The sequence below is a fragment of the Plantactinospora sonchi genome, assembly GCF_036422035.1.
GTDB classification, from domain to species: Bacteria; Actinomycetota; Actinomycetes; order Mycobacteriales; family Micromonosporaceae; genus Plantactinospora; species Plantactinospora sonchi.
Window position 1 is genome coordinate 12,885 of record NZ_JAZGQK010000015.1, and the last position, 25,512, is coordinate 38,396.

The 25,512-nt window shown below is 70.9% G+C and carries 35 protein-coding genes; 34 read left to right on the forward strand and 1 reads right to left on the reverse strand.

Annotation, left to right across the window (positions count from 1 at the left end):
* Window positions 1-7 precede the first annotated feature (7 nt).
* The 29 genes from rplB to truA all read left to right on the forward strand — a co-directional run bounded on the left by rplB (window position 8) and on the right by truA (window position 16,876).
* Complete coding sequence (gene rplB / locus V1633_RS17935) at window positions 8-847, forward strand: 50S ribosomal protein L2 (RefSeq protein ID WP_331215492.1); 840 nt, start codon at window positions 8-10, stop codon at window positions 845-847.
* A gap of 15 nt (window positions 848-862) precedes the next feature.
* Window positions 863-1,144 carry a 30S ribosomal protein S19 gene (gene rpsS, locus V1633_RS17940; RefSeq protein WP_013735950.1) on the forward strand — a complete coding sequence of 94 codons (282 nt, stop codon included), beginning with the start codon at window positions 863-865 and terminating at the stop codon, window positions 1,142-1,144.
* Window positions 1,145-1,181: 37 nt separating this feature from the next.
* Window positions 1,182-1,661: a 50S ribosomal protein L22 gene (gene rplV, locus V1633_RS17945; RefSeq protein ID WP_331215493.1), complete on the forward strand. Its 480-nt coding sequence runs from the start codon at window positions 1,182-1,184 to the stop codon at window positions 1,659-1,661.
* Window positions 1,661-2,539: a 30S ribosomal protein S3 gene (gene rpsC / locus V1633_RS17950; RefSeq protein ID WP_331215494.1), complete on the forward strand. Its 879-nt coding sequence runs from the start codon at window positions 1,661-1,663 to the stop codon at window positions 2,537-2,539. The genes rplV and rpsC overlap by 1 nt, the downstream gene beginning before the upstream one ends.
* A gap of 3 nt (window positions 2,540-2,542) precedes the next feature.
* Window positions 2,543-2,968, forward strand: coding sequence for a 50S ribosomal protein L16 (gene rplP / locus V1633_RS17955; protein WP_331215495.1), 426 nt, complete (start codon window positions 2,543-2,545; stop codon window positions 2,966-2,968).
* Entirely contained in the window at window positions 2,968-3,204 is a 237-nt protein-coding gene (gene rpmC, locus V1633_RS17960) for a 50S ribosomal protein L29 (protein ID WP_331215496.1), read from the forward strand. Before rplP ends, rpmC begins: the two co-directional genes overlap by 1 nt.
* Complete coding sequence (gene rpsQ / locus V1633_RS17965) at window positions 3,201-3,479, forward strand: 30S ribosomal protein S17 (RefSeq protein WP_331215497.1); 279 nt, start codon at window positions 3,201-3,203, stop codon at window positions 3,477-3,479. Before rpmC ends, rpsQ begins: the two co-directional genes overlap by 4 nt.
* Before the next feature lie 114 nt (window positions 3,480-3,593).
* The gene (gene rplN, locus V1633_RS17970; RefSeq protein WP_007073026.1) at window positions 3,594-3,962 is read left to right on the forward strand and encodes a 50S ribosomal protein L14; all 369 of its coding nucleotides are present in this window, start codon (window positions 3,594-3,596) and stop codon (window positions 3,960-3,962) included.
* 2 nt (window positions 3,963-3,964) lie between these two features.
* Entirely contained in the window at window positions 3,965-4,279 is a 315-nt protein-coding gene (rplX, locus tag V1633_RS17975; RefSeq protein ID WP_331215498.1) for a 50S ribosomal protein L24, read from the forward strand.
* Window positions 4,276-4,845 carry a 50S ribosomal protein L5 gene (gene rplE, locus V1633_RS17980; RefSeq protein ID WP_407952047.1) on the forward strand — a complete coding sequence of 190 codons (570 nt, stop codon included), beginning with the start codon at window positions 4,276-4,278 and terminating at the stop codon, window positions 4,843-4,845. Before rplX ends, rplE begins: the two co-directional genes overlap by 4 nt.
* Before the next feature lie 4 nt (window positions 4,846-4,849).
* Window positions 4,850-5,035, forward strand: a complete 186-nt coding sequence (locus tag V1633_RS17985) for a type Z 30S ribosomal protein S14 (RefSeq protein WP_007073023.1) — start codon at window positions 4,850-4,852, stop codon at window positions 5,033-5,035.
* Between the two features lie 139 nt (window positions 5,036-5,174).
* A complete protein-coding gene (gene rpsH / locus V1633_RS17990) occupies window positions 5,175-5,582 on the forward strand; it encodes a 30S ribosomal protein S8 (RefSeq protein WP_013288624.1) in 408 nt (135 codons plus the stop codon).
* Between the two features lie 16 nt (window positions 5,583-5,598).
* Window positions 5,599-6,141 carry a 50S ribosomal protein L6 gene (gene rplF, locus V1633_RS17995; protein WP_331215500.1) on the forward strand — a complete coding sequence of 181 codons (543 nt, stop codon included), beginning with the start codon at window positions 5,599-5,601 and terminating at the stop codon, window positions 6,139-6,141.
* Window positions 6,138-6,527 carry a 50S ribosomal protein L18 gene (gene rplR / locus V1633_RS18000; protein ID WP_407952048.1) on the forward strand — a complete coding sequence of 130 codons (390 nt, stop codon included), beginning with the start codon at window positions 6,138-6,140 and terminating at the stop codon, window positions 6,525-6,527. The genes rplF and rplR overlap by 4 nt, the downstream gene beginning before the upstream one ends.
* 32 nt (window positions 6,528-6,559) lie before the next feature.
* Window positions 6,560-7,174 (forward strand): 30S ribosomal protein S5, encoded by a 615-nt coding sequence (gene rpsE, locus V1633_RS18005; protein ID WP_331215501.1) that lies wholly within the window; start codon window positions 6,560-6,562, stop codon window positions 7,172-7,174.
* Entirely contained in the window at window positions 7,174-7,356 is a 183-nt protein-coding gene (rpmD, locus tag V1633_RS18010) for a 50S ribosomal protein L30 (protein ID WP_331215502.1), read from the forward strand. Before rpsE ends, rpmD begins: the two co-directional genes overlap by 1 nt.
* Entirely contained in the window at window positions 7,356-7,799 is a 444-nt protein-coding gene (gene rplO, locus V1633_RS18015; RefSeq protein WP_331215503.1) for a 50S ribosomal protein L15, read from the forward strand. The genes rpmD and rplO overlap by 1 nt, the downstream gene beginning before the upstream one ends.
* Before the next feature lie 235 nt (window positions 7,800-8,034).
* Entirely contained in the window at window positions 8,035-9,366 is a 1,332-nt protein-coding gene (secY, locus tag V1633_RS18020; protein ID WP_331215586.1) for a preprotein translocase subunit SecY, read from the forward strand.
* Window positions 9,367-10,020 (forward strand): adenylate kinase, encoded by a 654-nt coding sequence (locus V1633_RS18025; RefSeq protein ID WP_331215504.1) that lies wholly within the window; start codon window positions 9,367-9,369, stop codon window positions 10,018-10,020.
* Window positions 10,021-10,029: 9 nt separating this feature from the next.
* Window positions 10,030-10,884 (forward strand): type I methionyl aminopeptidase, encoded by an 855-nt coding sequence (gene map / locus V1633_RS18030; protein ID WP_331215505.1) that lies wholly within the window; start codon window positions 10,030-10,032, stop codon window positions 10,882-10,884.
* 371 nt (window positions 10,885-11,255) lie between these two features.
* Window positions 11,256-11,819 carry a DUF1707 SHOCT-like domain-containing protein gene (locus V1633_RS18035; protein ID WP_407952049.1) on the forward strand — a complete coding sequence of 188 codons (564 nt, stop codon included), beginning with the start codon at window positions 11,256-11,258 and terminating at the stop codon, window positions 11,817-11,819.
* Window positions 11,820-12,033: 214 nt separating this feature from the next.
* A complete protein-coding gene (gene infA / locus V1633_RS18040) occupies window positions 12,034-12,255 on the forward strand; it encodes a translation initiation factor IF-1 (protein WP_123554963.1) in 222 nt (73 codons plus the stop codon).
* 119 nt (window positions 12,256-12,374) lie between these two features.
* On the forward strand, window positions 12,375-12,488 hold the full coding sequence (gene rpmJ, locus V1633_RS18045) for a 50S ribosomal protein L36 (protein WP_012184307.1): 114 nt from the start codon (window positions 12,375-12,377) through the stop codon (window positions 12,486-12,488).
* Window positions 12,489-12,711: 223 nt separating this feature from the next.
* A complete protein-coding gene (gene rpsM, locus V1633_RS18050) occupies window positions 12,712-13,092 on the forward strand; it encodes a 30S ribosomal protein S13 (RefSeq protein ID WP_331215506.1) in 381 nt (126 codons plus the stop codon).
* A gap of 18 nt (window positions 13,093-13,110) precedes the next feature.
* Window positions 13,111-13,518 carry a 30S ribosomal protein S11 gene (gene rpsK, locus V1633_RS18055; RefSeq protein ID WP_030329919.1) on the forward strand — a complete coding sequence of 136 codons (408 nt, stop codon included), beginning with the start codon at window positions 13,111-13,113 and terminating at the stop codon, window positions 13,516-13,518.
* A gap of 16 nt (window positions 13,519-13,534) precedes the next feature.
* Window positions 13,535-14,161, forward strand: coding sequence for a 30S ribosomal protein S4 (rpsD, locus tag V1633_RS18060; protein ID WP_331215507.1), 627 nt, complete (start codon window positions 13,535-13,537; stop codon window positions 14,159-14,161).
* 97 nt (window positions 14,162-14,258) lie between these two features.
* Entirely contained in the window at window positions 14,259-15,281 is a 1,023-nt protein-coding gene (locus V1633_RS18065; RefSeq protein ID WP_331215508.1) for a DNA-directed RNA polymerase subunit alpha, read from the forward strand.
* Between the two features lie 68 nt (window positions 15,282-15,349).
* Window positions 15,350-15,913, forward strand: coding sequence for a 50S ribosomal protein L17 (gene rplQ, locus V1633_RS18070; RefSeq protein WP_331215509.1), 564 nt, complete (start codon window positions 15,350-15,352; stop codon window positions 15,911-15,913).
* A gap of 132 nt (window positions 15,914-16,045) precedes the next feature.
* Entirely contained in the window at window positions 16,046-16,876 is an 831-nt protein-coding gene (gene truA, locus V1633_RS18075; RefSeq protein WP_331215588.1) for a tRNA pseudouridine(38-40) synthase TruA, read from the forward strand.
* A 32-nt stretch (window positions 16,877-16,908) separates the two neighbouring features.
* On the opposite strand, the gene V1633_RS18080 is transcribed toward truA, so the two are convergent.
* The gene (locus V1633_RS18080; RefSeq protein ID WP_331215510.1) at window positions 16,909-17,598 is read right to left on the reverse strand and encodes a hypothetical protein; all 690 of its coding nucleotides are present in this window, start codon (window positions 17,596-17,598) and stop codon (window positions 16,909-16,911) included.
* 2,435 nt (window positions 17,599-20,033) lie between these two features.
* On the opposite strand from V1633_RS18080, the gene V1633_RS18085 reads away from it, so the two are divergent.
* From V1633_RS18085 to V1633_RS18105, 5 genes are all read left to right on the forward strand, one after another.
* Window positions 20,034-20,639 (forward strand): class I SAM-dependent methyltransferase, encoded by a 606-nt coding sequence (locus tag V1633_RS18085; RefSeq protein ID WP_331215511.1) that lies wholly within the window; start codon window positions 20,034-20,036, stop codon window positions 20,637-20,639.
* A gap of 80 nt (window positions 20,640-20,719) precedes the next feature.
* A complete protein-coding gene (locus V1633_RS18090) occupies window positions 20,720-22,399 on the forward strand; it encodes an ABC-F family ATP-binding cassette domain-containing protein (RefSeq protein WP_331215512.1) in 1,680 nt (559 codons plus the stop codon).
* Window positions 22,400-22,464: 65 nt separating this feature from the next.
* Window positions 22,465-23,448, forward strand: a complete 984-nt coding sequence (locus V1633_RS18095) for a lysylphosphatidylglycerol synthase domain-containing protein (protein ID WP_331215513.1) — start codon at window positions 22,465-22,467, stop codon at window positions 23,446-23,448.
* Between the two features lie 45 nt (window positions 23,449-23,493).
* On the forward strand, window positions 23,494-24,765 hold the full coding sequence (locus tag V1633_RS18100; protein ID WP_331215514.1) for a glycosyltransferase: 1,272 nt from the start codon (window positions 23,494-23,496) through the stop codon (window positions 24,763-24,765).
* On the forward strand, window positions 24,758-25,507 hold the full coding sequence (locus tag V1633_RS18105) for a class I SAM-dependent methyltransferase (protein WP_331215515.1): 750 nt from the start codon (window positions 24,758-24,760) through the stop codon (window positions 25,505-25,507). Before V1633_RS18100 ends, V1633_RS18105 begins: the two co-directional genes overlap by 8 nt.
* Window positions 25,508-25,512: the final 5 nt, after the last annotated feature.

A 25,512-nucleotide genomic window follows, 5' to 3' on the forward strand; every position in this document is an offset into this window, starting at 1 on the left:
ATAGACAATGGCTATCCGTAAGTACAAGCCGACGACGCCGGGCCGGCGTGGCTCCAGCGTCGCCGACTTCGCTGAGATCACCCGGTCGACCCCGGAGAAGTCGCTGCTGGCTCCGCTGCCGAAGAAGGGCGGGCGTAACGCCCACGGCCGGATCACCACGCGGCACCACGGCGGTGGGCACAAGCGCCAGTACCGTCTGATCGACTTCAAGCGGGTCGACAAGGACGGCGTGCCGGCGAAGGTCGCGCACATCGAGTACGACCCGAACCGCACCGCGCGGATCGCACTGCTGCACTACGCCGACGGCGAGAAGCGCTACATCATCGCGCCGAAGGACCTGAAGCAGGGCGACCCGGTCGAGTCCGGCCCGGGTGCCGACATCAAGCCCGGCAACAACCTGCCGCTGCGCAACATCCCGGTCGGTTCCACCATCCACGCGGTGGAGCTGCGCCCGGGCGGCGGCGCCAAGCTGGCCCGTTCGGCCGGCGTCGGCATCCAGCTGCTGGGCCGCGAGGGGGCGTACGCCACCCTGCGGATGCCCTCCGGCGAGATCCGGCGGGTCGACGTGCGCTGCCGGGCGACGATCGGTGAGATCGGCAACGCCGACCAGTCCAACATCAACTGGGGCAAGGCCGGCCGGATGCGGTGGAAGGGCAAGCGCCCGACCGTCCGTGGTGTGGCGATGAACCCGGTCGACCACCCGCACGGTGGTGGTGAGGGTAAGACCTCCGGTGGTCGCCACCCGGTGAACCCGCAGGGTAAGCCCGAGGGCCGTACCCGTCAGAAGGGCAAGGCGAGCGACCGCCTCATCGTCCGCCGCCGCTACGCCACCCGCAAGCGCGGCTAAGGGAGATAGGTAGACATGCCTCGCAGCCTGAAGAAGGGCCCGTTCATCGACGACCACCTGCTCAAGAAGGTGGAGACGCAGAACGAGAAGGGCTCGAAGAACGTCATCAAGACCTGGTCGCGCCGTTCGACGATCATTCCCGAGATGCTCGGGCACACGATCGCCGTGCACGACGGGCGCAAGCACGTCCCGGTGTTCGTGACCGAGGCGATGGTCGGGCACAAGCTCGGCGAGTTTGCGCTGACCCGCACGTTCAAGGGTCACGAGAAGGACGACCGGAAGAGCCGCCGGCGCTGAGCGCCGACCACGGATTAAGGATCAAGGGGTTTCAGCGATGCCAGTAAAGGGCGACGCTCCGGTGCTTCCGGGCGCGCGGGCGGTTGCGCGACACGTGCGCATCTCGCCGACCAAGGCGCGCCGGGTGGTCAACCTCGTCCGCGGTCTGCCCGCGAAGGAGGCGCTCACGGTGCTGCAGTTCGCGCCGCAGGCGGCGAGCGAGCAGGTCTACAAGGTGCTCGCGAGCGCGATCGCCAACGCGGAGAACAACGAGCGGCTGGACCCCGACGCGCTGCTCGTCAGCGAGGCGTTCGTGGACGAGGGCCCGACGATGAAGCGGTTCCAGCCGCGGGCCCAGGGCCGGGCGTACCGGATCCGCAAGCGGACCTGCCACATCACGATCGTGGTCGAGGCCGTGGCGCCGGCGACGCCGGCCCGGCGGGCCGCGAAGAAGGCCGCTCCGGCCAAGTCGACCGCTCCCGCGGCCGAGACCGGGGCCGCCGAGACGCAGCAGAGCAAGACGGAGGGTGCCGAGTAATGGGGCAGAAGGTTCACCCGCACGGGTTCCGGCTCGGCATCTCGACCGACTGGAAGTCCCGGTGGTACGCGGACAAGCTCTACAAGGACTACATCGCCGAGGACGTCAAGATCCGTCGGATGATGTCCAAGGGCCTGGAGCGCGCGGGCATTTCCAAGGTTGACATCGAGCGGACCCGGGACCGGGTACGGGTCGACATCCACACCGCCCGTCCGGGCATCGTCATCGGCCGTAAGGGTGCCGAGGCGGACCGGATCCGGGGCGAGCTGGAGAAGCTCACCGGCAAGCAGGTCCAGCTCAACATCCTCGAGGTGAAGAGCCCGGAGTCGGACGCGCAGCTCGTCGCGCAGGGCGTGGCCGAGCAGCTCTCCAGCCGGGTCAGCTTCCGGCGGGCGATGCGCAAGGCCATGCAGTCGGCGATGAAGAACCCGATCGTGCGGGGCATCCGGGTGCAGGTCTCCGGCCGTCTCGGCGGCGCGGAGATGAGCCGCACCGAGTTCTACCGCGAGGGTCGGGTGCCGCTGCACACGCTGCGGGCCAACATCGAGTACGGCTTCTTCGAGGCCCGGACCACCTTCGGCCGGATCGGCGTGAAGGTCTGGATCTACAAGGGCGACGCCGTACCCGGTCGCGAGGCTCCGGCCGAGGCGGGCCCGGCGCGTCCGCGCCGTGAGCGGGGCGACCGTCCCGAGCGTCCGCGTCGTGGTCGGTCCGGCTCGTCCGGTACGACCGCGGGCGGGACCGAGGCCGGGCGGGCCGCGGCGGCGGAGATCTCCGGAACTCCGGCCGAGCCGGCGAACGACAGCGCTGCGGCGGCCACCGCCGCGGCGACTCCGGCGGTCTCCGCCGGAACGGACAGCTCAGCGCAGGAGGGCTGACAGATGCTGATGCCGCGTAAGCCCCCGAAGGGCTTCCGCAAGCCGCACCACCCCGGCCGCAGTGGCGCGTCGAAGGGCGGCAACCGGGTGGTGTTCGGCGAGTTCGGAATCCAGGCGCTGGAGCCCGCGTACGTGACCAACCGGCAGATCGAGTCGGCCCGTATCGCGATGACCCGACACATCAAGCGTGGTGGCAAGGTCTGGATCACGGTCTTCCCGGACCAGGCCCTGACCAAGAAGCCGGCCGAAACCCGGATGGGTTCCGGTAAGGGCTCGCCCGAGTGGTGGGTCGCCAACGTGAAGCCGGGGCGGGTGCTTTTCGAGATGTCCTTCCCCAACGAGCAGATTGCGCGAGAGGCGATGCGTCGCGCGATCCACAAGCTCCCGATGAAGTGCCGCATTGTTACGCGCGAAGTGGGTGAAAGCTGATGGCCGCGGGCGTGAAGGCCGGCGAGCTGCGTGAACTCTCCGAAGAGGAGCTGGTCAGCAGGTTGCGGGAGGCCAAGGCGGAGCTGTTCAACCTGCGCGTCCAGGCGGCGACCGGGCAACTGGACAACAACCGCCGGTTGCAGGTCATCCGTCGGGAGATCGCCCGGATCTACACGATCATGCGTGAGCGCGAACTGGGGCTTTCGGCCGCGCCGACTGAGGTGACTGCATCATGAGTGAAGAGACCACCACCGCGACGCCGCGGGCCCAGCGCAAGGTTCGCGAGGGGCTCGTGGTCAGCGACAAGATGGACAAGACCGTGGTCGTCGAGGTCGAGGACCGGGTCAAGCACGCGCTGTACGGCAAGGTCATGCGCCGCACCAGCAAGCTGAAGGCGCACGACGAGCAGAACGCGTGTGGCGTGGGCGACCGGGTGCTGCTCATGGAGACCCGTCCGCTGTCCGCCACCAAGCGGTGGCGGGTCGTGGAGATCCTCGAGAAGGCCAAGTAAGAGCCGTACCGCAGGCTCAGGGTTCCGCCAAGCTCAGCCGGCCCTCCCTTCCGTGACCGGAAGGCGTGGTCGGGGAGGCCGCCGGCTGAGAACTGGCAGACATAGGAGATTGACGTGATTCAGCAGGAGTCGCGACTGCGTGTCGCCGACAACACGGGTGCCCGGGAGATCCTGTGCATCCGGGTGCTCGGTGGCTCCGGTCGGCGGTACGCGAGCATCGGCGACGTCATCGTGGCCACGGTCAAGGACGCCATCCCCGGCGCGGGTGTGAAGAAGGGCGACGTCGTCAAGGCGGTCGTCGTTCGTACCGCGAAGGAGAAGCGGCGGCCGGACGGCTCGTACATCCGGTTCGACGAGAACGCCGCCGTGATCATCAAGGACGGTGGCGACCCGCGTGGTACCCGTATCTTCGGCCCGGTCGGCCGGGAGCTGCGGGACAAGCGGTTCATGAAGATCATCTCGCTCGCCCCGGAGGTGTTGTAGCCGTGAAGGTGAAGAAGGGCGACACGGTCGTCGTCGTCGCCGGCAAGGACAAGGGTGCCAAGGGCAAGGTCATCGCGGCCTACCCGCGGCAGGACAAGGTCCTGGTCGAGGGCGTTAACCGGATCAAGAAGCACACCCGTGTGACCACCACCCAACGCGGTGCGAAGACCGGTGGCATCGTCACCCAGGAGGCCCCGATCCACGTCTCGAACGTGCAGGTCCTGGACTCCGACGGCAACCCGACCCGGGTCGGGTACCGGATCGACGACAACGGCCAGAAGGTCCGCATCGCGCGCAGCACCGGTAAGGACCTGTGATGACGGCAACCGAGACCAAGACGATGCCGCGGCTGAAGGAGCGGTACCGCAACGAGATCGCCGGCCAGCTGCGTGAGCAGTTCAGCTACGGCAACCCGATGCAGGTGCCCGGCCTGGTGAAGATCGTCATCAACATGGGCGTCGGCGAGGCCGCCCGGGACGCGAAGCTGATCGACGGCGCCGTCCGGGACCTGGCCACCATCTCCGGGCAGAAGCCGCAGGTGCGGCGGGCCCGGAAGTCCATCGCGCAGTTCAAGCTCCGCGAGGGCATGCCGATCGGCGCCAAGGTCACCCTCCGGGGCGACCGGATGTGGGAGTTCCTGGACCGGCTGCTGTCGATCGCGCTGCCCCGGATCCGGGACTTCCGCGGCCTGGACGGGCGCAAGCTCGACGGGCACGGCAACTACACGTTCGGGTTGACCGAGCAGTCGGTGTTCCACGAGATCGACCAGGACCGGATCGATCGGGTACGGGGCATGGACATCACGGTGGTCACCACGGCCACGACTGACGACGAGGGCCGGGCGCTGCTCAAGCTCCTGGGCTTCCCGTTCAAGGAGAACTGAGCGAATGGCGAAGAAGGCGCTGATCCTCAAGGCGGCCGCGAAGCCGAAGTTCTCGGTTCGCGCGTACACCCGCTGCCAGCGGTGCGGGCGGCCGAAGGCGGTCTACCGCAAGTTCGGCCTCTGCCGGGTGTGCATCCGGGAGATGGCCCACCGGGGCGAACTGCCCGGTGTGTCGAAGGCTTCCTGGTGACGCTGCGCCCCACCCGTTTCCGGTGGAGCGCCCTGGTAGGGCCCAGCCGCGTCCCGACTGAAGGTCGGGGCGAGGATCGCAACGCCGTAGGCCCGGGCCAACGCCCCGGGAACCCCGGCGAGAAAGGCTGACGAGATCCATGACGATGACCGACCCGATCGCAGACATGCTGACGCGTCTGCGTAACGCCAACCAGGCGTACCACGACCGGGTGACGATGCCCTACTCGAAGATCAAGGCGAACATCGCCGAGGTCCTCAAGGCCGAGGGTTACATCGCCACCTGGTCGGTCGAGGAGCCCGAAGAGGGTGCCGTCGGCAAGCGACTGGTCGTCGAGCTGAAGTACGGCCAGAACCGGGAGCGGAGCCTGGCCGGCATCAAGCGCGTGTCCAAGCCCGGTCTGCGGGTTTACGCCAAGTCGGACGGGCTCCCGCGGGTGCTCGGCGGACTGGGCGTGGCGATCATTTCGACGTCCCAGGGGCTGCTGACCGACCGGCAGGCCCGCAAGCGGAGCGTTGGCGGGGAAGTCCTCGCCTTCGTCTGGTAACGGGAGACAGGTAGAAATGTCGCGTATTGGACGTAAGTCGATCCCGGTGCCGACCGGTGTCGAGGTGACCATCGACGGCGCGACCGTCAAGGTCAAGGGGCCGAAGGGCGAGCTGTCGCACACCCTGGCCGAGCCGATCAAGGCGGAGCGGGGCGAGGACGGCCAGCTGCACGTCAGCCGGCCGAACGACGAGCGGCGGGCCAAGGAGCTGCACGGCCTCAGCCGTACCCTGGTGGCGAACATGATCGTCGGTGTGACCGAGGGCTACCGCAAGACCCTCGAGATCGCCGGCACCGGTTACCGGGTGACCGCCAAGGGCAGCGACCTCGAGTTCGCGCTCGGGTTCTCGCACCCGGTGCAGGTGAAGGCCCCGGACGGGATCACCTTCACCGTCGAGCGGCCCACGTTGTTCCACGTGAGCGGGATCGACAAGCAGCAGGTCGGCGAGGTAGCCGCCAACATCCGGAAGATCCGTCCGCCGGAGCCGTACAAGGGCAAGGGCGTCAAGTACCAGGGCGAGGTCATCCGCCGCAAGGCTGGAAAGGCAGGTAAGAAGTGACCGCCACGCTGCTCAAGCGCCGTCGCGGCGTCGCCGCCCAGCGCGCCGTCGGGCGGGCGCGTCGGCACTTCCGGGTCCGCAAGACGGTCTTCGGCAGCGCCGAGCGGCCGCGTCTGGTCGTCACCCGTTCGCTGCGGCACATCGTGGCCCAGATCGTGGACGACAACCAGGGTCACACCCTGGTGTCGGCCTCGACCCTGGACGCCTCGATCCGTGGTGGCGAAGGCGACAAGAGCGCCCTGGCCGGCAAGGTCGGGACGCTGCTCGCCGAGCGGGCCAAGGCCGCCGGTATCTCCAAGGTCGTCTTCGACCGCGGGGGTAACAAGTACGCGGGGCGGATCGCCGCGCTGGCCGACGCTGCCCGCGAAGCCGGGCTCGAGTTCTAGAACCCCGTCACGAAGAGAAAGGAAGGCTGCTGATGCCAGGTCAACAGCGCCGTGGCGGCGGGTCCGGTGGCAACGAGGGTGGTCGCCGCGACAACCGCCGTGAGGGCGGTCGCGGAAACGCGCCCGCCGAGAAGACGCCGCACCTTGAGCGCGTCGTCGCCATCAACCGGGTCGCGAAGGTCGTGAAGGGTGGTCGTCGCTTCAGCTTCACCGCCCTGGTGATCGTCGGCGACGGCGACGGTACGGTCGGGGTCGGCTACGGGAAGGCCAAGGAGGTGCCCGCGGCGATCGCCAAGGGTGTCGAGGAGGCCAAGAAGCACTTCTTCAAGGTGCCCCGCATCGCGTCCACGATCCCGCACCCGGTGCAGGGCGAGGACGCCGCCGGTGTGGTGCTGCTCAAGCCGGCCAGCGCCGGTACGGGTGTCATCGCGGGTGGTCCGGTGCGCGCGGTCCTGGAGTGCGCGGGCATCCACGACGTGCTCTCCAAGAGCCTCGGCTCGTCCAACCCGATCAACATCGTGCACGCCACCGTCGCGGCCCTGAAGGGGCTGGAGTCGCCGGAGGCGGTCGCGAAGCGTCGGGGTCTGCCGGTCGAGGACGTGGCGCCGGCCGCCATGCTCGCGACCCAGGCGGGGGTGACGTCCTGATGGCACGCCTGAAGGTGACCCAGGTCCGGTCCGGCATCGGGACCAAGCACAACCAGCGCGAGTCGCTGCGGTCGCTCGGTCTCAAGCGGATCAACGACGTGGTGGTCAAGGAGGACCGCCCCGAGATCCGGGGCATGATCTTCACCGTGAGCCACCTCGTGAAGGTCGAGGAGGTCGACTAATGACGATCAAGGTCCACCACCTGCGTCCGGCGCCCGGCGCCAAGACCGCGAAGACCCGGGTGGGTCGCGGTGAGGGCTCCAAGGGCAAGACCGCCGGTCGAGGCACCAAGGGTTCCAAGGCCCGGAAGAACATCTCGGCAGCCTTCGAGGGTGGGCAGATGCCCATCCACATGCGGCTGCCGAAGCTGAAGGGCTTCAAGAACAAGTTCAAGGTCGTGTACCAGGTGGTCAACCTGGACCGGCTCGCCGAACTCTTCCCGCAGGGCGGCGAGGTCGGGCCGGCGGAGCTGGTCGAGGCCGGCGCCGTCCGCAAGGGCCAGCTGGTCAAGGTTCTCGGTACCGGGGACCTGGGCGGCGTCTCCCTCCAGCTGTCGGCGCACGCGTTCAGCGCGTCGGCCAAGGAGAAGATCACCGCTGCTGGCGGCTCGGTCACGGAGCTGTAAGACGACGGGTCGTGGCGCTCGCCCAGTTCTTGAGCAACTGGCGGGCGCCCCGGTCTACTACGGGGCTCGTTCGCCCCGTTAATATCGGAGCCGGTGAATGCTCCCGGGTGGATCTGCCCGAGAGCGCTCCGGACTGTTAGAGTCCGATCCCAGCATGGGTATCGGGTCGATCGCCCGACAGCCACCCCGTCCCGCCACGCACCAGCGGCGGCCCGCCTCGCGCAGGAGGAAGAAGTTGCTCTCCGCCTTTCTCAGTGCGTTCCGCACGCCTGACCTGCGCAAGAAGCTGCTGTTCACAGTAGCCATCATCGCGGTCTACCGGCTCGGCGCGACCCTGCCCAGCCCGGGTGTCTCGTACGGCAACGTGCAGAAGTGCATCCAGACCATGGAGACAGGGGAGGGCAACGGTGTCTTCAACCTGCTCAACCTCTTCTCCGGTGGCGCGCTGCTGTCGTTGTCGGTCTTCGCGCTGGGCATCATGCCCTACATCACCGCCTCGATCATCCTGCAGCTGCTCACCGTGGTCATTCCCCGGTTGGAGCAGCTCCGCAAGGAGGGTCAGTCCGGCCAGGCGAAGATCACGCAGTACACCCGCTACCTGACCCTCGGCCTCGGCGTCCTGCAGGCCTCGGCGTTCGTGGCGCTGGCCCGGTCCGGGCAGCTCTTCAACGGCATGTGCCAGGAGTTCCCGATCATCCCCGAGGGGACCGGCCTGCCGAGCTGGCTGACCGTCACCGTCCTGGTCATCACGATGACCGCGGGCACCGGTGTGGTGATGTGGCTGGGTGAGCTGATCACCGACCGCGGCGTCGGCAACGGCATGTCCGTCCTGATCTTCACCTCGATCGCGGCGCGTCTCCCCAGCGAGGGCTGGACGATCAAGAACAACAAGGGCTGGGGGATGTTCGCCCTGGTTCTGGTCCTGGTCCTGGTGGTCATCACGCTGGTGGTCTTCATCGAGCAGGCGCAGCGGCGGATCCCGGTCCAGTACGCGAAGCGGATGATCGGCCGGCGGATGTACGGCGGCACCTCCACCTACATCCCGCTGAAGGTGAACCAGGCCGGTGTCATCCCGGTCATCTTCGCCTCCTCGCTGCTCTACCTGCCGACGCTGCTGCTCCAGTTCTTCGACCAGAACAACCTGAACGGTTGGCAGACCTGGGTGCAGAACCACCTGGTGCAGCCGGACAGCCCGACGTACATCATCGTCTACTTCCTGCTGATCATCTTCTTCACGTACTTCTACGTCTCGATCACGTTCAACCCGACCGAGGTCGCGGACAACATGAAGAAGTACGGCGGGTTCGTACCGGGCATCCGGCCGGGCAAGCCGACGGCCGACTACCTCGACTTCATCCTGAGCCGGATCACCCTGCCGGGCTCGCTCTACCTGGGCCTCGTCGCCGTCCTGCCGAACTTCTTCTTCATCTGGCTGGACAACCAGCAGTTCCAGAACTTCCCGTTCGGCGGTACCGCTGTACTGATCATGGTCGGTGTCGGTCTGGAGACCGTGAAGCAGATCGAGAGTCAGCTCATGCAGCGGAACTACGAAGGGTTCCTGCGGTAGATGCGCCTCGTTCTGGTTGGTCCCCCCGGGGCGGGCAAGGGGACCCAGGCCGAGTTCATCGCCGCCCACCTCGCCGTGCCCAAGATCTCGACCGGGGACATCTTCCGGGCGAACGTCAGCCAGGGGACCCCGCTCGGCGTCGAGGCCAAGCGGTACATGGACGCCGGCAAGCTGGTGCCCGACGAGGTGACGATCAACATGGTCCGGGACCGGCTCGCCGAGCCGGACGCGGCCGAGGGCTTCCTGCTCGACGGTTTTCCTCGGACCACCCCGCAGGCCGCCGCGCTGGACAAGCTCCTGGCCGACCTGGGCACCGCCCTGGATCTGGTCCTGGAGCTGGTGGTCGACGACGACGAGGTGATCCGGCGGCTCTCCGGCCGGCGTACCTGCCGGGGCTGCCAGAAGATCTGGCACGTCGAGTTCGACCCGACCACGACGCCGGGGATCTGTGACCGCTGCGGCGGGGAACTCTTCCAGCGGGACGACGACAAGGCCGAGACCATCGCCGAGCGGCTGCGGGAGTACGCGAGCAAGACCGCGCCGCTGATCGACTACTACGGTGCGCAGGGCAAGCTCGTCGGGATCGACGCGACCGGACCGGTCGAGGACGTCACGGTCCGGGCGATCGACGCCCTGCGCTCGTACGGCGGATAGGCTGGTTCCATGCGCCGTCACCAGCTGGACATCCAGCTGAAGACCCCGGAGCAGATCGCGCTCATGCGGGCCGCCGGGCTGGTTGTCGCGGACGCCCTGGCCCGGATGCGGGCTGCGGTCGCACCCGGCGTCTCCACCGCCGATCTCGACGCCATCGCCGAGTCGGTGATCCGCGGCGCCGGTGCCGTCCCGTCGTTCAAGGGCTACCACGGTTTCCCGGCGACGATCTGCTCGTCCGTCAACGAGCAGGTCGTGCACGCGATCCCGGCACCCGACCAGGTGCTCCGGGAGGGGGACCTGATTTCCATCGACTGCGGTGCCGTACTCGACGGCTGGCACGGCGACGCGGCGATCACCGTCGGCGTCGGCGAGGTCCGCCCCGAGCTGCTCAAGATGGCCGAGGTCGCCGAGGACGCGATGTGGGCCGGGATCGCCGCCGCCGCCCGCGGCATGCTCAACCGCCGGGGTCGGCTGACCGACATCTCGTTCGCGGTGGAGCGTGCGGTCCGGGCCGCCGGCCGGTACGGCATCGTCGAGGGCTACGGCGGGCACGGCATCGGTACGGAGATGCACCAGGACCCGCACGTGCTCAACCACGGTCGGCCGGGACGTGGACCGCGTCTGGTGCCCGGGCTGGCGCTGGCGATCGAGCCGATGATCACGATGGGCTCGCCCCGCACCGTCGAACTCGACGACGGCTGGACGGTGGTCACCCGGGACGGGTCGATCGCGGCCCACGTCGAACACTCGATGGCCCTGCTCGACGACGGTGTCTGGGTGTTGACCGCGCCGGACGGCGGCCGGGCCCGGCTCGGTGACCTGGTCACCGCCCGCGAGTCGGCCCCTTCCACGCCGACCGGCTGAGTCCGGCGCCGGCGGTTCCGCCCCCGCTCGGCGGCGTCGGGCTGACCGGCCGTGCCGGGTTCCCGACGTCTGGTTCCGCCCGGCCGACCGGCGTCGGGCTGACCGGTCGCGCCGGGTTCCCGAGGTCTGGTTTCGCCCGATCGGCGGCGTCGGGCTGACCGCGCCGAGCTGCGGACGGTCTCGATCTCGCCGGTCCTACGGTTGTGGATCGGATGGCCGGCCGGGTTCCGGGTCCGCGCCCGGCCGGGCGACGGCGTCCGGCCGGCTGACGTGACGGGGGCAGGCCGGACCGGGATGCCGGGTTTGGCGGGACCAGCAGGTTGATCAAGCTGTGGTGGGCCGGGTGGCCCGGTGATGGCAAACTCTCAGACATGGAGCAGCGGGACCGGATGCGGGCCGCGGACTCGGACCGGGCGGCGGTCGCCGAACGACTCCGACGCGCGTTGGACGAGGGCCGGCTCGACCTGAACGAGTACGACGACCGACTCCAGCGGACCTACGCCGCGAAGACGTACGGCGACCTGAACGGGCTGCTCGACGACCTGCCCGCCCCGGTGGCGGCGGACCGGGCGCAACTGGCGACGACGGGCGGTCCGGTGCCGGTCGCCCCGCCCACCCCGGCCGTTCCGCCCCCGCCCCCGGGGACGGTGGTGCGGGACTGGCTGAGGGAGACCTGGGGCGCCTTCTTCAGCACGGTCGGGATCGTCGTCGGGATCTGGGCGATCACCTGTGTGATGGCCGGCGAGGTGAACTACTTCTGGCCCGGCTGGGTCGCCGGTCCGTGGGGCGTGGTGTTGCTGGTGGTGACGGTGTCCGGCCTCGCCAACGGTGAGCCGCAGCGTCGGGCCGCCCGTCGGGCCGCCCGGGAGCAGGCCAAGGCCGAGCGCCGGGACCGTCGTCGGAGTGAGCGGTCAGGCGAGCAGGAGACTGCCTGATATAGTCGGATTCGTCCGATCGGCCAACCCGTGCCACCTCGGGTTGGCGCTGTTGCGCGAGCGCGCGTACACTGGCTGATCGGCGCACAGCGTCCACTCCGGCATGCCCACCTGCGCTTCGGTGGGAGTCGGGGTCCGCGGCTGGCCTGAGTGATCACATTCAGGAAGACGTTGTGAGCCGTCCGGAGTAACCGACGTCAGGACAGCGGAGGACATGCCGAAAAAAGACGGAGCCATCGAGATGGAAGGCCGGGTCATCGAGCCTCTCCCGAACGCCATGTTCCGGGTGGAGCTCGCCAACGGCCACAAGGTGCTGGCTCACATCAGCGGCAAGATGCGGCAGCACTACATCCGCATCCTGCCCGAGGACCGGGTCGTCGTCGAACTCTCGCCGTACGACCTGAGCCGCGGGCGGATCGTCTACCGCTACAAGTGAACGTCGCCGGGCCGCTGGCCGGTCCGGAGGGGTTCGCCTGACGACGACCGGACAACCGTGTCCGTCCTCAAGACTCGACGGCGTCGCGCTGCCGGGTACAGATGGGAAGTAAGGCAACCGTGAAGGTCAAGCCGAGCGTCAAGAGGATCTGCAACAAGTGCCGGGTGATCCGTCGGCACGGCCGGGTCATGGTGATCTGCACCGACCCGCGCCACAAGCAGCGCCAGGGCTGAACCACGTTCGCCGGCCGCGACAGGCCGGCGAGGCGTCGTGGCCACCCGGGCCGTAGATCCCGTACAACAACACAAGCTCGTCCCAGCCGCGAGCAGCGAGTTCACCCCGCGTGACCGCCAGTCGTGGCTGACCCCCGGTCGGAGGCCGGGGCCCGCCGGTTCAGGGCAGGCGGGGTGGGGCGGGTCCAGACCTCCGCGAAAACCACGAGGAGTACGCCCGCACATGGCACGGCTAGTCGGCGTCGACCTCCCCCGCGACAAGCGGATGGAGATCGCGCTCACCTACATTTTCGGGGTCGGACGGACCCGGGCGCTTGAGACGCTCGCCGCCACCGGCATCTCCCCGGACAAGCGCGCCAAGGACCTCACGGACGAGGAGCTGCTGCAGCTCCGGAACCACATCGAGGCCAACTTCAAGGTAGAAGGTGACCTGCGCCGCGAGGTCGCCGCAGACATCCGCCGCAAGGTCGAGATCGGCTGCTACGCGGGTATCCGGCACCGCCGGGGTCTGCCCGTCCGTGGCCAGCGGACCCGTACCAACGCCCGGACCCGGAAGGGCCCGAAGCGGACCGTCGCCGGCAAGAAGAAGCCCGGCAAGAAGTAAATAGGAGCGCACAGACTTATGCCACCGAAGGCTCGCGCCGGGGCCGCCGTCAAGAAGGTCCGGCGCAAGGAACGCAAGAACGTCGCCCACGGGCAGGCGCACATCAAGAGCACGTTCAACAACACCATCGTCTCGATCACGGACCCGACCGGTGCCGTCATCTCCTGGGCCTCCGCCGGCCAGGTCGGCTTCAAGGGTTCCCGCAAGTCGACCCCGTTCGCCGCCCAGCTGGCCGCCGAGGCCGCCGCGCGACGGGCGATGGAGCACGGCATGCGCAAGGTCGACGTGTTCGTCAAGGGACCCGGCTCCGGCCGGGAGACCGCCATCCGTTCGCTGCAGGCCGTGGGCCTGGAGGTCGGCCAGATCGCCGACGTCACGCCACAGCCGCACAACGGGTGCCGTCCGCCGAAGCGTCGTCGGGTCTGAGAGGTAGTAGACAAAGATGGCTCGTTACACCGGTCCCGACTGCCGTCGCTGCCGTCGGGAGAAGATGAAGCTGTTCCTCAAGGGCAGCAAGTGCGATGGCCCGAAGTGCCCGTTCGAGTCCCGGCCCTTCCCGCCCGGACAGCACGGCCGGGGTCGTACCAAGGAGACCGAGTACCTGCTCCAGCTGCGTGAGAAGCAGAAGGCCCGCCGCGTGTACGGCGTGCTGGAGAAGCAGTTCCGCGGGTACTACGAGGAGGCCGTCGCCAAGAAGGGCAAGACCGGCGAGATCCTCCTCCAGATCCTCGAGTCGCGGCTCGACAACGTCGTCTACCGGGCCGGCCTGGCCAAGTCCCGTGACCACGCGCGTCAGCTCGTGAAGCACGGCCACCTGACGGTGAACGGCAAGAAGGTCGACATCCCGTCGTACCGGGTCAAGGAGCACGACATCGTCGAGGTCCGGGGCAAGTCCAAGGAGATGACCCCGTTCCTGGTGGCCCAGGCCGAGGCCGGCTCCAAGACGGTGCCGGCGTGGCTGGAGGCCATCCCCAGCCAGATGAAGGTGCTCGTCCACACGCTCCCGGCCCGCGCGGTCATCGACACGCAGGTCCAGGAGCAGCTGATCGTCGAGCTCTACTCGAAGTAGTTTTTGGGCAACCCGGTGCCTGCCGCCGAGGCGGCAGGCACCGGGCGCCACAGTTCGGGCGTCATATGGCGGGCGCCCCGACCCAAGGAGAAACACAGTGCTCATCACCCAGCGGCCGACCCTCACCGAGGAGTCGATCAGCGAGACCCGCTCCCGGTTCACCATCGAACCGCTCGAGCCGGGTTTCGGTTACACCCTGGGCAACTCGCTGCGTCGTACGCTGCTGTCGTCCATCCCGGGCGCGGCCGTGACGTCGATCAAGATCGACGGCGTGCTGCACGAGTTCACCACGATCCCCGGCGTCAAGGAGGACGTGGTCGAGCTCGTCATGAACGTCAAGGAGCTCTGCGTCAGCTCCGACCACGACGAGCCGGTCAGCATGTACCTGCGCAAGCAGGGCCCCGGCGACGTGACCGCCGGTGACATCCAGCCGCCGGCCGGGGTCTCCGTGCACAACCCCGACCTGAAGCTCGCCACCCTCAACGGCAAGGGCCGGCTCGACATGGAGCTGACCGTCGAGCGGGGCCGGGGCTACGTCACCGCGGCGCAGAACAAGCAGGCCGGAGCCGAGATCGGCCGGATCCCGGTCGACTCGATCTACTCGCCGGTGCTGAAGGTCACCTACCGCGTCGAGGCCACCCGTGTCGAGCAGCGCACGGACTTCGACCGTCTGATCATCGACGTCGAGACCAAGGCGTCGATCGGGCCGCGTACCGCGCTCGCCTCCGCCGGCTCCACCCTGGTCGAGCTCTTCGGGCTGGCCCGGGAGCTGGACGAGAGCGCCGAGGGCATCGACATCGGCCCGTCGCCGCAGGACGCGCAGCTGGCTGCCGATCTGGCGCTGCCGATCGAGGAGCTGGACCTGACCGTCCGGTCGTACAACTGCCTCAAGCGCGAGGGCATCAACACGGTTGGTGAGCTGATCGGGCGTACCGAGGCCGATCTCCTCGACATCCGGAACTTCGGTCAGAAGTCGATCGACGAGGTCAAGATGAAGCTCGCCGGCATGGGGCTGGGGCTGAAGGACTCGGCGCCCAACTTCGACCCGGCGCACGTCGTGGACACCTTCGGCGAGGCCGACTACGACACCGACGACTACCGCGAGACCGAGCAGCTTTGATCCGGGGCTAGCCGGACATCCGGCCACCCACTGGATATCCGGCCACCCACTACTGAGGAGCACCAAGAATGCCCACGCCCACCAAGGGCCCCCGCCTCGGCGGTAGCCCCGCGCACGAGCGGATGATTCTGGCCAACCTGGCCACCGCGCTGTTCCAGCACGGCAGGATCACCACGACCCAGACCAAGGCCAAGCGGCTGCGTCCGCTCGCGGAGCAGCTCATCACCAAGGCCAAGCGCGGCGACCTGGCGAGCCGTCGCCGGGTGCTGACCGTGGTGCGGGACAAGGACGTGGTCTTCGCGCTGTTCGACCAGATCGCGCCCCGGTTCGCCAACCGCAACGGTGGCTACACCCGGATCGTGAAGACGGTGCCGCGCAAGGGCGACAACGCCCCGATGGCGATCATCGAGCTGGTCGAGGAGCTGACCGTGGCCCCGGCGGCCCCGGCCAAGAAGACGGCCGCGCGCAAGGCGGCGCAGCAGGACAAGGTCGAGGCGCTGGCCCCGGAGGAGGAGACCCCGCAGTCGTCCTCCGCTCCGACCGACCAGGACGCCGAGGCTCCGGCGTCGGTCTCCGGCGACACCGCGCAGGCCCGCGAGGACACCGACGAGGCGGACAACTCGAAGTCCTGAAGTCTACGGACACTGCCCGGCCCGGCATTCCCCACGGGGATGTCGGGCCGCGGCCTTTCCCGCGCCGGCCGCACCTGTTCATCCCTTCCTGAAACCTGTCGACTGAGCACGAGGTGGCACGTGGAACCCGAGGTGGAGTTGCGTACCCGGGTACGGCTCGACGTCGCCTACGACGGCACCGACTTCTCCGGCTGGGCCGCGCAGCCCGGTCAACGTACCGTCGCCGGGGTGCTGACCGAGGCGTTCGCCCTGGTCCTCGGCGCGGACCGGGCGACCGGCCTGACCGTGGCCGGCCGGACCGACGCGGGTGTGCACGCCACCGGGCAGGTCTGCCACGTCGACCTGCCCACCGCGCTCTGGCAGCAGCACACCGGGACCCTGCTGCGCCGGCTGGCCCGACTGCTCCCCACCGACGTACGGGTACGTGCCCTCACCGAGGTACCGGCCGCGTTCGACGCCCGCTTCTCGGCGACGTTCCGGCGGTACGAGTACCGGGTCACGGACGCGCCGTACGGTGCCGAGCCGTTGCGGCGGCACGAGATCCTCGCCTGGCCGCGTCCGCTGGACCTGGCGGCGCTCAACGAGGCCGCGGCGGGACTGGTCGGGGAGCACGACTTCGCCGCGTACTGCCGACGTAAGGAACACGCGACGACGGTACGGGAGGTCACCCGCCTGGACTGGCGACGTGACCCGGACGGCGTACTGGTCGCCACCGTGCAGGCGGACGCGTTCTGCCAGTCGATGGTGCGGAGCCTGGTCGGCGCCATGCTGGTGGCCGGGGACGGTCGACGGCCGGTGGACTGGCCCGGTGGTCTGCTCGACCGTCGGGAACGGGCCAGTGAGGTGAGCGTCGTGGCGGCCCACGGGCTGACCCTGGTCGAGGTCGGCTATCCCGAGGACCCGGCCGGGTACGCCGACCGGGCCTCACGGACCCGGCGGTTGCGTATCACCAGCTCCGCCTGACCTGTACCGGATGTACGGCCGGCGCGACCGGGTCAGTTGGGCTGGCTGGGTTCGACGTCGGCGGGCGGAGTGGTGGGGGCGGTCACCCGGCGATCCAGCACCTTGCCCCGCAGGTACACCTCGATCATGTCCAACATGACCTGACGGGCGAACGGGTCGTCGGTGCCGATGGTTCCCCCGTTGGTCCGGGCCACCACGCAGTAGATCAGGTAGTGCCCGCGTACGTGCCAGCCGACCTGGGCCGAGCGCGACTCGACGCTCTCGGTGTCCTTACCGGCGGCCATGCCGAGGAAGCGGCCCTTCTTGCCGTCCACGATGGGTTTGATCTTCTCGTGTGCGGATGTCGCCCCGGCCTGGTCCGCGAGGTTGACGATCCCGGCCGTGGCCACATAGGTCTCCGGCGGGGACAGCACGGTGGCCCGGACGAACTGGCTGCAGCCGAGACTCAGCAGGAGTTCCCTGATCTCGCCGTCGGCGACGAGTTCACAGTCCTCCGAGACCTGCGTCTTGCGCACCGGGTACGCCGATTCCTCGGCATCCACCACGACCTGCTTGCCCGGGAACACCTCCTCGACGGTGAGCGGCGTCGGATCGGCGGCCCGTGAGCTGATGTCCCGGGGACCGGCCGGGGCGGCGGCGCCGTCAGCGGGCCGGCTGTCCTCTCCGTACCCCTGGTCGGCGAGGACGAAGTACCCGCTGAGCCCGCAGAGGCCGAGCAGCACCAGGACACCGAGCGAACCGACGACCCACTGCCAGGTCCGCTTGGACGTCTGTGGCTTCTTCCGGGCCTCGTCCGGCCCTGCCGCCGTGCCGGCCGGGGTCGGGGTGCCGGCGGGCGTGCCGGGCGCGGTGTCCGGTCTGCGGACCGGAGGCGCCTGGCCCGGGGCGGCCGCCGCACCGGGCCGTTGTGGTGGCCGGTTCGCCGCTGGCTTCCCGTCCCCGGCCGGCGGTCGGGGAGCGTTCGGCGGTGCCGGGCGTACGCCGGCCGGAGGGCCGGAGCGAGGTTCGGCCGGTGGGCCGAGCCTCGCGCCACCGGGTGGGCCGGAGCGGGGCGCGACAGGTGGCCCGGAGCCGGGTCCGGTGGGCGGCCCCGACCGGGGCCCGGCGGGTGAGCCGGACCGGGGCGCGGCGGGTGAGCCGGTGGGTGGCCCGGACCGGGGCGCGGGAGCCGGTCCGGAGCGCGGTCCGGCGGGTGGGCCGGTCGGCGGTCGTGGACCGGGGTGAGGTCCGGCGGGCACACCGGACCGGGGTCCGGTGGGTGAGCCGGTGGGCGGCACGGGTCGGGGTCCGCCCGGAGGCCCCGATCGGGGTCCGGCGGGTGAGCCGGGTACCCGGTCCGCCGGTGGTGTGCGGGGCGGGCCGGAACGCCGCCCGGGGCCGGCCTCGGGGCGGCCCCGTCGTTCGGGATCGCCAACCGGGCGGGCGGCGTCGGCGGCGGAACGGTCGCCGGGGCGTGGCTGACCCGGCGGCGTCGGCTGCCGGGACTGCGTCGGCGGCGATCCGGGCCGACGGCCTCCGGCCGGGCCACGGGGGTCGTCGGTTGGCGGTCCGGGTCGACGGGTCGTGACAGGACCGTGGGCGTCGTCTGGCGGCGGGCCGGGCCGACGGGCGCCGACCGGACCGCCGCGGAGGTCGTCGGGTCGCCGGGTACCGGCCGGGCCACGGGGGTCGTCGGGTCGCCGGGTACCGGCCGGGCCACGGGGGTCGTCGGGTCGCCGGGCGACCGGGTCGGGCAGGCCGTGTCCCCCGGCGGATCGCCCCGGCGCGTCCGGGCCGGCCGGTGGGGACACCGGCGGTCGCCCCGACGAGGGCGCGGGTCGGGCGCCCCGGTCGGCCCGGCGTCCGTTCGGGCCGGGGACCAGTGGTGGTGCTGACGGGTCAGCGGCCGCCCTGCGTCGGCCCGGCGGCGGTGGCAGGTCCGGTCCGAGGGGAGGCGGGAGGCTCGGGTCGGCCGAGGCGCCACGGCGTTGCCGGGGTACCGGGTTCGGCTGGGGACCGGGAGCGTTGGGCGCCATCCGGTCGGGGCGCCCGGCAGGCTCGACGGGGCCGCTCGGTTCGGGACGGGCTCGTCGTCGGCCGCCCGGGGTCGCGTCCCCGGCGAGGTGCGGCGAGTCCCCGGTGGACGGTCGCCGTCCAGGCGGAGGCGACGACGCCCGAGGGGCCGGGGAACGTTCGGCCTCGGACCGGACGCCGGACGATCTGGGGTCCGAGGATCGGACGGCGGACGATGCCCGTTCGCCGGCGACGAGTCGACCGTCAAAGCCGGGCTCATCATCGGGGCGGGCGCGTCGGCCCCCCACCGGTGGCCCGTCGGGTCGGCCCCGTCGTCCGGTCACGGGCGGCTCGTCCGGGCGGGCGCGTCTGCCGGTGCCCGGCTGCTCCTCGGATCGGGCGCGTCTGCCGGTGACCGGCTGCTCCTCCGGGTGAGCCTGACGACCGGGTAAGGACCCTCCGAGCGGGTGGGGCTGATCGCCGGACCGGTTCGGGGCGCCGGAGACGGGCCGGCCGCCGGAGCCGAATCGTTCGCCGGGTACGCCGCCCCCGGCGTCCGGCGTACGGCCGGCACGTGACGTACGGCCGGCGTCCGGGTCGCGGCCGGGGAACGAGCGGTCGCCGAGGCCGGCGGGAGCCTCGGCAGGGCCGGCAAGGTGGCGTCCGCCGACCGGCGGAGGTGGCAACCGGTCCGGACGGTCGAGCCGTGGAAGGTCACCGGCCGCGCCGACGTCACCGGGATCGGGCACCCCGTGCCGGGCCCGCCGGGGGCCGTCCACGGGCCGGCCGTACGGCCCGGCCGGATCCCGGAAGGACGGATCGAACGGAGGAAGGCCCTGCTCCGCCTCGACGTCCTCGTCACGGGCCCGGCGTCGGCCACCCCGTTCGGTCGGCCCGCCCGGCTCGCCGGGCAGTGCGGGGTCCGGGGGTTGGGCGGGATCACGCCGGGACCGGGGCGCTCCGTCGCCCGGCCGAGGCCCCTGCCCGTAAACCATGTCGCACAGGGTAACGGAAATGAATGGAGGCTCGCTTCCGCCGATGAATCACGTCTGGCGAAAGAGGGGACATCTGTTCGCAAAGGTGATCAAGGTTGGTGGAGGTGACCGCCCGGACCGGAGCACCGCCCGCTCCAGCCGGGTCAACCCGGTAGGCAAGAATGCGTGGCGTGACCGGGGACCACTATTTCAGCACCGAACCCGCCGTCGACGTCCAGCGTCGGGAGGTGACCTTCACCGTCGAGGGCCGCGAATACGCCCTGACCGCGTCATCGGGCGTCTTCTCGGCGGCCCGGCTCGACCCAGGCACCGCCGTACTCCTGCGCAAGGCCGACCTGCCCGGACCAGCGACCTCGGGCGCGCTGCTCGACCTGGGCTGTGGTTACGGGCCGATCGCCTGCGTGCTCGCCAGCCAGGCCCCGGCGGCGACCGTCTGGGCGGTCGACGTCAACGTCCGCGCCCGGGAGTTGACCTCGGAGAACGCTGCCCGGCTCGGGCTCGGCGAGCGGATCCGGGTGAGCGCGCCCGACGAGGTGCCGGCCGACGTCTCCTTCGCCGAACTGTGGTCCAACCCGCCGATCCGGGTCGGCAAGGCCGAGCTGCACGAGATGCTCGGGCGTTGGCTGCCCCGGCTGACCCCGGACGGTGTGGCGTGGCTGGTGGTGGCCCGCCACCTCGGCGGCGACTCGCTGCAGCGGTGGCTCGACGAGGCCGGCTGGCGCGTCGAGCGGCACGCCAGCCAGAAGGGCTATCGGGTGTTTCGGGTCACACGTTGACGCCGTCGGCTGTTAACAGGGGGCCCTTCCTCGACAAAAAGCGATAACAGGGGGCCCTTCCTTTCCGGCAGGATGCCGGGGTGGGTTATGTGGACGTCGCCGGGGTGGGGCACACGCTGCCGGACGGGCGGGAGCTGTTCGCCGACGTGTCGTTCCGGGTCGGCGAGGGCACGAAGATCGCCCTGGTCGGGCCGAACGGCGCCGGCAAGACCACCCTGCTGCGGATGGTCGCCGGTGACCTGCCGGTCCGTACCGGTGGCATCGCCCGGTCCGGCGGGCTGGGCGTGATGCGCCAGTTCATCGGCATGATCGGTGACGAGTCGACGCTGCGGGACCTGGCGCTGTCGCTCTCCCCGCCGGCGGTGCGGGCGGCGGGCGCGGCACTGACCGCCGCCGAGACGGCGCTGCACGTCGCCGAGGTCCGCGGCAAGTTCAGCAGCGCGGCCGGCAAGGCCCAACTGAGGTACGCCGAGGCGCTGGCCGCCTGGGGCGAGGCCGGGGGGTACGACGCCGAGGTGCTCTTCGACACCGTCTCGACGATCGTCCTCGACCTGCCGTGGGAGAAGAGCCGGACCCGTCCGGTACGGACCCTCTCCGGCGGGCAGCAGAAGCGGTTCGCGTTGGAGCTGCTGCTCCGGGGCACCGACGAGGTGCTGCTGCTGGACGAGCCGGACAACTTCCTCGACGTGCCGGGGAAGCGGTGGCTGGAGGGCCGGCTGCGGGAGTCCGCCAAGTCGGTGCTGTACGTCTCGCACGACCGGGAACTGCTCTCCCAGACCGCCGACCGGGTGGTCGCGGTCGAGGGCGGCAGCGCCTGGGTGCATCCGGGCGGCTTCGACAGCTGGCACGAGGCCCGGGTGGCCCGGCACGACCGGCTGGAGGAGCAGCGCCGCCGCTGGGACGAGGAGCACCAGAAGCTGCGTGAGCTGGTGCTGACGCTGAAGCAGAAGGCGACGTACAACGACGGGATGGCGTCGCGTTACCAGGCGGCGCAGACCCGGCTGCGGAAGTTCGAGGAGGCGGGACCGCCGCCGCTGCCGCCGAAGGACCAGGACATCCGGATGCGGCTGACCGGCGGCCGGACCGGGAAACGGGCGCTGGTCTGTACCGGGTTGGAGTTGGAGAACCTGACCTTCCCGTTCGACCTGGAGGTCTGGTACGGCGACCGGGTCGCCGTACTCGGCGCGAACGGGACGGGGAAGTCGCACTTTCTCCGACTGCTCGCCCGGGGCGGTACCGATCCGGATCCGGGGCTGGTGCCGCTCGACGGGCTCGCCGCCCTGACGCCGGTGAAGCACGGCGGGGTGGCCCGGCTCGGTGCCCGGGTCAAGCCCGGCCACTTCTCGCAGACCCACGACCGGCCGGAGTTGACCGACCGGACCCTGGTCGAGGTGCTGTGGCGGGGCGACGAGCACCGGGCCGGGAAGGACCGGCACGCCGCGATGCGGGCGCTGACCCGCTACGAGCTGGCGGGGCAGGGCGACCAGCGGTTCGGCACCCTGTCCGGCGGACAACAGGCCCGCTTCCTGGTGCTGTTGCTGGAGTTGTCGGGAGCGACGCTGCTGCTGCTCGACGAGCCGACGGACAACCTGGACCTGGCCTCGGCGGAGGCGTTGGAGGCCGGGCTGCGGGCGTTCGAGGGCACGGTGCTGGCGGTCACGCACGACCGGTGGTTCGCCCGCTCGTTCGACCGGTTCGTGCTGTTCCAGGGCGACGGTGAGGTGGTGGAGACGCCGGAGCCGGTCTGGGACGTGGCCTGACCAGCCCTGTTCCGTTCCGCGTGGCCGGGCGGGCCGGGAGCCGCCGCCGGGTTATCGTCCGTGCTGTGACGTCGGGCACATCGGTCAGGTCGGTCCTGCGTCGTACGGCGCAGGTGGTGGTCACCGTCGCACTGCTCGGGTTCCTCGGCTGGTCGGTGGCGGGCCGGTGGCACGAGGTCCGTGGCGTGCTCGGCGACCTGTCGGCCGGTGGACTGGTGTCCGCCGGGCTGGCCGCCGCCGTGGCGTACGGCTGCGGTTTCCTGTCCTGGCGGGCACTGCTGACGGACCTCGGGGCCGAGGTGCCGGTGGCCGGCGCGGCGCGGATCTTTTTTGTCGGGCAGTTGGCGAAGTACCTGCCGGGCAAGGTCTGGCCGATCCTGCTCCAGGCCCGGCTCGGCCGGGCGTACCGGGTGCCGGGACGGACGTCGGCGACGGCGGCGCTGCTCGCCCTGCTGGTTGTCCTCGGCACCGGCCTGCTGGTGACCGCCGGCGCGCTTCCGGTGCTGGGCGACCGGGCGTTCGACCGGTTCTGGTGGACGGTGCTGGTGTTGCCGGCGGCCCTGGTGCCGCTCTGGCCGCCGTTGCTGAACCGGCTCCTCGCCCGGCTGCTGCGGCTGGCCCGTCGTGAGCCGCTGCCCCGGCCGTTGGGTGGGCGCGGCATCGGTCTGTCGGTCGGCTGGTCGTTGGCGGGCTGGCTGGCGTACGGCGTGCACCTGTGGCTGCTGTTGGGCGACGCGGGTGCGACCGGACGGGACCTGCTGCCGGTCGCGGTGGGGGCCTTCGCCGGTTCGTGGTGCCTGGGATTCCTGCTGGCGGTCGCGCCGGCCGGGGTCGGGGCGCGGGAGGTGGCGCTGCCGCTGCTCCTGGCCGGTGCCGTCGCCTCGCCGGTGGCGCTGGTCGCCGCCGTGGTGTCCCGGCTGCTGATGACCGTCGTCGACCTTCTCCTTCCGGCGCTCGCGGTGCTGGCGGAACGGACCCGGTCCGCGGGCCCGGTGGGCGGGTCCGCCGGGGCGGCCGGGTTGCCGGCGGAGACCGCGACGCGCCAGTGACCACGGAACGTGCTGATCGGTGTACGGGAAGCTACGCTGCTTGCCGTGCGCTGGCTGGTCTTCGGCAGCTACGACGTACGCCGACATCCCCGGGTCGGCGTACTGATGCAGGGCCTCCGGGCAGCCGGTGACCAGGTTGACGAGGTGAACGTGCCGCTGGCCCTGGACACCGCCGGTCGGGTGGCCGTACTCCGGCAGCCGTGGCGACTGCCCCTGGTGGTCGGGAAACTGGTCCGCTGCTGGCTGTCGCTGGCATCGCGGGCAAGGCCGTACCGCCGGACGACGCGCGGTGGCTCGGCGGGTGCCGTCGACGCCGTGCTGGTCGGCTATCTCGGGCACTTCGACGTCCACCTGGCCCGGTGGTTGTTCCGCCGGACTCCGATCGTGCTCGACCATCTCGTCTCCGCCGCCGGTACGGCCCGCGACCGTGGCCTGGCCGGACAGGGCGGCGCCCGGGACCGGCTGATGCGGGCGATCGACGAGGCCGCGCTCCGCCGTGCCGACGTGGTCGTACTGGACACCGTGGAGCACCTGGCCGGATTGCCGGAGTACGCCCGGGACCGGGGCGTGGTGGTGCCGGTCGGCGCCGGAGCCGACTGGTTCGCCGCCGGGGCGAGGGCCGACCAGGAGTGGCTCGGCCCGGAGACGGGACGGCTGCGGATCGTCTTCGTCGGACTCTTCACCCCGCTGCACGGCACTGTGACGGTGGGGACGGCGCTGGCCCGGCTCGCCGCCGACGAACGGATCGAGGTGTCCATGGTCGGCACCGGCCAGGATCTGCCGGCCTGCCGGCGGGCAGCCGCCGACAACCCCCGGATCACGTGGTACGACTGGATTCCGGCCGCCGAACTGCCGGCGTTCGTCGCCCGGCACCACGTGTCGCTCGGCATCTTCGGTGACACCGCGAAGGCGCTGCGGGTGGTGCCCACCAAGGTCTTCCAGGGCGCGGCGGCGGGCTGCGCGATCGTCACCTCGGACACCGGGCCGCAGCGGCGGGCGCTCGGCGACGCGGCACTGCGCGTACCGCCGGGGGATCCGGAGGCGCTCGCCGCCGTACTGCGTGAACTGGCCGGCGATCCGCAGCGGGTCGCGCGGCTGCGCCACGCCGCGCGGTGCCGGGCGGTCGACCGGTTCGGTCCGGCGACGGTCGTCGCGCCGCTGCGGCACCGCCTCGTCGACCCGCCGTGGCAGGTGACGGCAGCCGACCGGTGCACGGCACCGGACGGCGGGCCCGGGTCCGAGGTGTCGGCCGGGTCGGGAGAGCCGGCCGACGTCGGCTCGACCACCGCGCCGGAGCGGAGCCGGTCCGATGGCTAGCCGGGTGACGGATCCGCCGTTGCCGCCCCGGGCGGCGCTGCGCTGGCAGGTGGTCCGTCGGATCGTCGCGCAGCGGCGGCCGGCCAGCATTCTCGAACTCGGCTGCGGTCTCGGTGCGGTCGGGACGCGGCTGGCCCGGATGGCGACGTACACCGCCGTCGAGCCGGATCCGCGCAGCTACCAGGTGGCGCACCGGCGGATTTCCCCGCTCGGCGGCAGGGTGTGCAACGGCGACCACCGGCAGGCCCCGACTCCGGGGCGGTACGACCTGGTCTGCGCGTTCGAGGTGCTGGAGCATCTCGCCGACGACGCGGCGGCGCTCGCCGAATGGCTGCCACTGGTCCGGCCCGGCGGACGACTGCTGCTCTCGGTGCCCGCCGACCCGGAGCGGTTCGGCGCCTGGGACACCCTGGTCGGGCACTACCGGCGGTACTCCGCCGAGGGGCTTCGGCAGCGGTTGACCGAAGCCGGGGCGACGGAGATCCGGATCGTCCACTACGGATGGCCGCTCGGCTACCTGCTCGACACGGTCCGGGACCGCTGGGCCGGTGGCCCGGTGGGGAACGCCGTGGAGGGCGGAACGGCCGAGGAACGTACCTCGACCTCCGGCCGGATCCTGCAGCCGAGCGGCGTGGTCGCCGGCGGGGTGATCCGGATGGCGGTGTCGCCGTTCGCCGTGCTGCAGCGGATGCGGCCGGACCGGGGCCCCGGGCTCGTGGCGGTGGCCGCCCGGCCGGAGTAGCCGGA

What these genes read in the sequence shown, in the direction of transcription:
- V1633_RS18025 (WP_331215504.1), top strand. Translation starts at nt 9,367, where the DNA reads ATGCGCCTCGTTCTGGTTGGTCCCCCCGGGGCGGGCAAGGGGACCCAG.
- V1633_RS18105 (WP_331215515.1), top strand. Translation starts at nt 24,758, where the DNA reads ATGGCTAGCCGGGTGACGGATCCGCCGTTGCCGCCCCGGGCGGCGCTG.
- rpsC (WP_331215494.1), top strand. Translation starts at nt 1,661, where the DNA reads ATGGGGCAGAAGGTTCACCCGCACGGGTTCCGGCTCGGCATCTCGACC.
- V1633_RS18035 (WP_407952049.1), top strand. Translation starts at nt 11,256, where the DNA reads ATGGAGCAGCGGGACCGGATGCGGGCCGCGGACTCGGACCGGGCGGCG.
- rplV (WP_331215493.1), top strand. Translation starts at nt 1,182, where the DNA reads ATGCCAGTAAAGGGCGACGCTCCGGTGCTTCCGGGCGCGCGGGCGGTT.
- map (WP_331215505.1), top strand. Translation starts at nt 10,030, where the DNA reads ATGCGCCGTCACCAGCTGGACATCCAGCTGAAGACCCCGGAGCAGATC.
- infA (WP_123554963.1), top strand. Translation starts at nt 12,034, where the DNA reads ATGCCGAAAAAAGACGGAGCCATCGAGATGGAAGGCCGGGTCATCGAG.
- rpmC (WP_331215496.1), top strand. Translation starts at nt 2,968, where the DNA reads ATGGCCGCGGGCGTGAAGGCCGGCGAGCTGCGTGAACTCTCCGAAGAG.
- rpsM (WP_331215506.1), top strand. Translation starts at nt 12,712, where the DNA reads ATGGCACGGCTAGTCGGCGTCGACCTCCCCCGCGACAAGCGGATGGAG.
- rplP (WP_331215495.1), top strand. Translation starts at nt 2,543, where the DNA reads ATGCTGATGCCGCGTAAGCCCCCGAAGGGCTTCCGCAAGCCGCACCAC.
- rpsK (WP_030329919.1), top strand. Translation starts at nt 13,111, where the DNA reads ATGCCACCGAAGGCTCGCGCCGGGGCCGCCGTCAAGAAGGTCCGGCGC.
- rpsQ (WP_331215497.1), top strand. Translation starts at nt 3,201, where the DNA reads ATGAGTGAAGAGACCACCACCGCGACGCCGCGGGCCCAGCGCAAGGTT.
- rplB (WP_331215492.1), top strand. Translation starts at nt 8, where the DNA reads ATGGCTATCCGTAAGTACAAGCCGACGACGCCGGGCCGGCGTGGCTCC.
- V1633_RS17985 (WP_007073023.1), top strand. Translation starts at nt 4,850, where the DNA reads ATGGCGAAGAAGGCGCTGATCCTCAAGGCGGCCGCGAAGCCGAAGTTC.
- rplQ (WP_331215509.1), top strand. Translation starts at nt 15,350, where the DNA reads ATGCCCACGCCCACCAAGGGCCCCCGCCTCGGCGGTAGCCCCGCGCAC.
- rpsS (WP_013735950.1), top strand. Translation starts at nt 863, where the DNA reads ATGCCTCGCAGCCTGAAGAAGGGCCCGTTCATCGACGACCACCTGCTC.
- rpmD (WP_331215502.1), top strand. Translation starts at nt 7,174, where the DNA reads ATGGCACGCCTGAAGGTGACCCAGGTCCGGTCCGGCATCGGGACCAAG.
- rpsE (WP_331215501.1), top strand. Translation starts at nt 6,560, where the DNA reads ATGCCAGGTCAACAGCGCCGTGGCGGCGGGTCCGGTGGCAACGAGGGT.
- rpsD (WP_331215507.1), top strand. Translation starts at nt 13,535, where the DNA reads ATGGCTCGTTACACCGGTCCCGACTGCCGTCGCTGCCGTCGGGAGAAG.
- rpsH (WP_013288624.1), top strand. Translation starts at nt 5,175, where the DNA reads ATGACGATGACCGACCCGATCGCAGACATGCTGACGCGTCTGCGTAAC.
- rplF (WP_331215500.1), top strand. Translation starts at nt 5,599, where the DNA reads ATGTCGCGTATTGGACGTAAGTCGATCCCGGTGCCGACCGGTGTCGAG.
- rplO (WP_331215503.1), top strand. Translation starts at nt 7,356, where the DNA reads ATGACGATCAAGGTCCACCACCTGCGTCCGGCGCCCGGCGCCAAGACC.